At 61.3% G+C, this 3,798-nt stretch carries 7 protein-coding genes; all 7 read left to right on the top strand.

What is annotated here, in order from left to right; translation table 11 throughout:
* Positions 1–446 precede the first annotated feature (446 nt).
* The 7 genes from WC683_20180 to WC683_20150 all read left to right on the top strand — a co-directional run bounded on the left by WC683_20180 (position 447) and on the right by WC683_20150 (position 3,659).
* Positions 447–1,382, top strand: coding sequence for a hypothetical protein (locus tag WC683_20180; protein ID MFA4974928.1), 936 nt, complete (start codon positions 447–449; stop codon positions 1,380–1,382).
* Between the two features lie 146 nt (positions 1,383–1,528).
* Positions 1,529–1,747, top strand: coding sequence for a hypothetical protein (locus WC683_20175; GenBank protein MFA4974927.1), 219 nt, complete (start codon positions 1,529–1,531; stop codon positions 1,745–1,747).
* Between the two features lie 19 nt (positions 1,748–1,766).
* Entirely contained in the window at positions 1,767–1,916 is a 150-nt protein-coding gene (locus WC683_20170) for a hypothetical protein (GenBank protein ID MFA4974926.1), read from the top strand.
* A 53-nt stretch (positions 1,917–1,969) separates the two neighbouring features.
* Positions 1,970–2,311 carry a hypothetical protein gene (locus WC683_20165; protein MFA4974925.1) on the top strand — a complete coding sequence of 114 codons (342 nt, stop codon included), beginning with the start codon at positions 1,970–1,972 and terminating at the stop codon, positions 2,309–2,311.
* A gap of 9 nt (positions 2,312–2,320) precedes the next feature.
* Positions 2,321–2,854, top strand: coding sequence for a hypothetical protein (locus tag WC683_20160; GenBank protein ID MFA4974924.1), 534 nt, complete (start codon positions 2,321–2,323; stop codon positions 2,852–2,854).
* Positions 2,855–2,882: 28 nt separating this feature from the next.
* Positions 2,883–3,293, top strand: a complete 411-nt coding sequence (locus WC683_20155) for a single-stranded DNA-binding protein (GenBank protein MFA4974923.1) — start codon at positions 2,883–2,885, stop codon at positions 3,291–3,293.
* Positions 3,294–3,410: 117 nt separating this feature from the next.
* Positions 3,411–3,659: a hypothetical protein gene (locus tag WC683_20150; GenBank protein ID MFA4974922.1), complete on the top strand. Its 249-nt coding sequence runs from the start codon at positions 3,411–3,413 to the stop codon at positions 3,657–3,659.
* Positions 3,660–3,798 lie beyond the last annotated feature (139 nt).

Raw genomic sequence — 3,798 nt, 5'->3', positions numbered from 1 at the left:
TGGCGGGTCCTGCTCCTGTTCGTGCCTCCCGCCGGGATTTCGTCTCTGCTCTTTTCGCGCGCTCTCGGTCGCTGGTTTCGGGTTCCGCCGGGGTCGTTGCCTTTGTCTCCGGTCCTTCCTCCGGCACCTGGTTCACGGTGTCCTGCGCTGTGGAGGCCGGTCTTCCCGTTGTGGTCTGGCCTGTGGCGGGTCCGTCCGGTCTTCGTTCTCTCGGGGCCGGTCGTTGGGTCCCGGTTCGCTCTTGGTCCGGCGCCTTCCGGTGGGAGCCGGGCTTTCCCATGTTCCCCCGCTGCATCCACGGCCTCGTCCCCTGGATGTGTTCGTTTTGCAGTCGTCGGGCGGTCGTCGCGGAAGGAACCATTTGATCCGTATCTGTCCGTCTGTGAGTTCAACACTTTCGCTGATCCCCGCTTTCGGGTGGGGATCGCATCAGAAAGGAGCCTCGTATGTGCAACGACATCTCTTTGTTCATCCACGACAATCGCGCTCGAATCGAACTGTGTGAAGAGAACGGGTGGCCCGTTCCCGAGGAACCGGTCGCCTATGGGGAGGGCTGGGAGGCGATGGCCCGGCACGTCCAGGACATGAACGGCCTGGACCGCATGATCTTCGAGGAGTGTGAGTCCTCCGACACAACGGTCATGGCGCCCCATCTGAACCTGAAGGCGTATCCCCATTGGCTTTGTCCCGAGTACATCGCCCGCAGGATCGGCTGTGACCTGCACGAGGCCGCCAACCTGCTCGACTGCTGGGTCATGCTCGATCCCACGCAACGGATGATCGAGACCTTCATCGCCTGGACCCAGGCACGGGGCGTCGAGAGCTCCCTCCGGTATTTCGAGAGGCTGGCCCTCGCGTTGGCCGAGGTGGAAAACATCGATGTGGAGGACGCAACGGAGACCGAGGACGTCGAGTATGCGGCCCCGGATGTCTATCGGTACCACGTGCTCGGGGAAGACGAGTCGGAGCCGGAGACGCCCTGGATCGAGCGTCAGCCCAAGTGGTACCGGACCCTGATCGAGCAGGTCCGAAACTGCACCGATCTCGACGCCCTGGCCGGCCTTGGCAAGGCCGTGTACGACATGACCCTCACCCATGGACAGGCCGGAGTCTTCTGGACCGAGTACAACCTGCGCAAGAGCGCTCTCGAAAGCGCCGTCAGGCCCGGCCCCGTGGCGAGGGTCTTTATCGACAAGATCGCCAGGGCCAACGGCAACCTGGCCGCCCTCGGCGCCTGGCTCTACAAGGTGCAGCAGGGCCGGATCGCGGTTCGCGATGTGCCCCGAAAGCATGAATGGACCGTGATCTGGAAGGCCTACCAGCGCCGCAAACAGGAACACGGCCCGGGAGACCCGGCGCATGGCCAGGCCTCGCTCTTTTGACGCGTCCGGATCGCTCGCAACCCGGCAGACCGCTCGCCGGGCCGACGACCGCGACAGGACCCACCGTCCGTCGCATCGCCCGAAGGGGGACAACCATATGGCCCGTCTGTTTTTTCAACAATCCACGGGGAAAGGAGAAAATGACCATGTTGCTGACGGTGAAAGACCATCCCATCGAGATCGATACGGCGGTCGAAGACGGACGACGCTGGGCACAGGTCTGGTTCGGCGATACCTGCATCGGCCATTTCCACACTCTCGAGGACGCCCTCGCGTTCACGGACGACATCATCGAATCCCGTCGATGGCCGCAGGGGTCGAAAACGGGATACGCCCCATCTGTTTATCGGAAAAGCCAGGCATAGACGGCAATCGGAGGGATCTATGGACAGAAAGGATCATGTCATCCTGCGCAAAGACTATCTCCTCCTTCAGTTCAAATACGTCAAACTCAAGGAGGAGATCGAGCGGTTTCTCAAGAAGAAGTCGGGGTACCGGGAGTTGAGAGAGCGTCTCAAAGAGATGTCATCGTAGCTGCAAGGAGGGTGGGTTTTTTATCGACACAAACAGGAAAAGGAGGCGGCATTATGGCAAAGGCGAGATGGATGACGGCAATGGCAGGGGTGATGGGGCTGTGCACGCTGGCGGTGTGGCAACCGGGGCATGCGGAGGACATGGTCCTGACCGGGAAGATCCAGGACGTGGTCCAGGCCGTGGACAAGAACCAGAAACCCTACGTGCGGGTGATCGTGACCGCGGAAAAGACCCTGCAGGGGATTTCGTACGAGGTCGGGGTCCCGGTCATGGCCTTCGGGAACCAGGTGGAGAAGGCCAGGACCCTCAAGAAGGGCGACACCCTGAAGGCCGTGTGCGACAAGCGGGAGACCGAGGGGAGGACCTCGTACACGCTCCTCAAGATCGTCCCGTAAGGAGCGGCCATGATTCGAAGGCTCAAAACCTGGTCTTCCCACGCGGCCATGGTCCTGTCGGTCCTGGGGATCGTCACCTTCTCCCTCTTCATCTTCGAGGAGGCGATCCAGATGACCACCTTCGGCACCTGGCCGGCCCAGCAGTCCGGGGACTGGCATCTGGTGCTGGAGGGGACGGACGCCATCGAGGCCATCAACTGGAGCATGAAGATCGTGAACTATTCAGTGGGCTGGCTTCAGCCCCTGGCCTTCTTCACCTACCGGTCCTTTGGAAAGGCCACGGACTATTACGTGAAATCCCTGCGAAGAAAGATCTTCGCCCATGCGCCCGAGTGTTTCGTGGGGAGGGAGATGGAATTCGTGTTCACGCCGGCAAGAATCGAGACCGGGGAGGGAGGGCCGATCCGGCTGGTGAACGGCAGGCTCTCGGTGCTCACGGACGCGATTCCGAACACACGAAAGATTCGGGTGGCCGGGGTCGTGAAAAGGGACGGGGACCTTCTGGTGATTCGGGCGGATTCGATCCAACCTGTCCCGGAGTGAACTTAACCGAACGAAAGGAGAAACGAGCATGAACCAGGTGAACATCATCGGACGGCTGGGCGCGGATGTGGACCTCAGGTACACGACCACGACCCAAAGGGCGGTGGCCAGGATGTCGGTCGCCGTCAACGACCGGTACGGCGAGAACGAGCGGGTCTACTGGTTTTCGGTGATCTGCTGGAACGGACTGGCCGAGACCGTGAGCGCCTATCTGCACAAGGGGAGCCGGGTGGCCGTGACCGGCAGGCTCACCACGAGATCTTTCGAGACCTCGGAAGGCGTCAAACGGACCGTCACGGAGATCGTGGCCAACAGCGTGGACTTTCTGGATCCCAAACCCACGAACGGCGAGGCCAAACCGGGTGGGGCCGGATCCGGTGCTCAGGGGACCGGCGCTGGTCAACCGGAAGCGCCCTTCGACGAAGACATCCCGTTTTGAAAGGATGGAGGTCGGGGGCCGGGGCAGGGGGCAGGGAGCAGGGAGGGAAATCCTCTCTGACCTCTGATCTCTGACTTCTGACTTCCGATATCTGGCCTTGGAAAGGAGGAGGCAGCGATGACGGTGGAAGAGACCATCTGCGGTGAATACCTGCCGGTGAATACGATCGTGTTTCTGAACCGCGGCGTCGAGATTCTCGAACAGGCCGGGACCAACTGCGCCGCTTCCCTGGAGGGTGACGCAAGGAAACGGTTTCGGAAGGTCCTCTGGCTCGTTAACAGGCAGTTCTACGGGGACATGGCGATCGTCGATCTTTATCGGGAATGGCGGTCCCTGTGCACGGACGGCCCCATGGATGAATCATGAAAGGGAGGGAAGCCATATGGGATACACGCCGGAACTCTCGGATTACCATTCGAGCACCCTCAGAAGGGTCGCATGGGCCTTGGGAAAGCCCATGACGAAGACGATCGATTCCCTGTTCGACAGACTGGACCGGATCGTG

The organism is bacterium (assembly GCA_041648665.1).
Taxonomy (GTDB): domain Bacteria; phylum UBA10199; class UBA10199; order 2-02-FULL-44-16; family JAAZCA01; genus JAFGMW01.
Note: the sequence above shows the minus strand (reverse complement) of the source record. Positions and strands in the feature narration are given on the sequence as shown.

Excerpts from the sequence above, each read along its gene's own strand:
- WC683_20180 (MFA4974928.1), top strand. The coding sequence starts at position 447 with ATGTGCAACGACATCTCTTTGTTCATCCACGACAATCGCGCTCGAATC.
- WC683_20175 (MFA4974927.1), top strand. The coding sequence starts at position 1,529 with ATGTTGCTGACGGTGAAAGACCATCCCATCGAGATCGATACGGCGGTC.
- WC683_20170 (MFA4974926.1), top strand. The coding sequence starts at position 1,767 with ATGGACAGAAAGGATCATGTCATCCTGCGCAAAGACTATCTCCTCCTT.
- WC683_20165 (MFA4974925.1), top strand. The coding sequence starts at position 1,970 with ATGGCAAAGGCGAGATGGATGACGGCAATGGCAGGGGTGATGGGGCTG.
- WC683_20160 (MFA4974924.1), top strand. The coding sequence starts at position 2,321 with ATGATTCGAAGGCTCAAAACCTGGTCTTCCCACGCGGCCATGGTCCTG.
- WC683_20155 (MFA4974923.1), top strand. The coding sequence starts at position 2,883 with ATGAACCAGGTGAACATCATCGGACGGCTGGGCGCGGATGTGGACCTC.
- WC683_20150 (MFA4974922.1), top strand. The coding sequence starts at position 3,411 with ATGACGGTGGAAGAGACCATCTGCGGTGAATACCTGCCGGTGAATACG.